Source organism: Methanobrevibacter curvatus (assembly GCF_001639295.1).
GTDB lineage: Archaea > Methanobacteriota > Methanobacteria > Methanobacteriales > Methanobacteriaceae > Methanoflexus > Methanoflexus curvatus.
Genome location: NZ_LWMV01000152.1, coordinates 1 through 505, shown reverse-complemented (window position 1 = coordinate 505; position 505 = coordinate 1). Strand labels below are relative to the sequence as shown.

Here is a 505-nt window from a genome sequence, read left to right as displayed (position 1 = left end):
TGTAACTAATCATGGTCCTGATACTGCGACTAATGTGAATATTACTGATGTTTTAGATACTAGATTGATCTTTGTCAGTGCCAATGGATCTCCTACTCGTGTAGGTCAAACTGTTAATTGGACTATTTCAAGCATCTTAAATGGTGATTCTTATATTATTAGCTTAATTGTTCAGCTGAATGGTACTGGAAATATAAGTAATGTAGCTAATGTTACTGGGTCTGATCAGAATAATACTGGTAATAATAGTAGTGGTGATAATAATAGTACTGTAAATGTTACTCCAAGTATTAATTTGAGTATTGTTAAGACTGTGAATGTTACTGGTGTTGTTTTGAATGGTGCTTTGGTTGAGTATACTATTAATGTGACTAATTTTGGTCCTGATACTGCGACTAATGTGAATATTACTGATGTTTTAGATACTAGATTGATCTTTGTCAGTGCCAATGGATCTCCTACTCGTGTAGGTCAGTCTGTTAATTGGACTATTGCAAGTATTTTG

The 505-nt window shown here is 33.5% G+C and carries 1 protein-coding gene; it reads left to right on the top strand.

What is annotated here, in order from left to right; translation table 11 throughout:
* Positions 1 to 505, top strand: a 505-nt coding sequence (locus MBCUR_RS03610; RefSeq protein ID WP_157077655.1) for a DUF11 domain-containing protein, incomplete at both ends; no start/stop codon positions are given.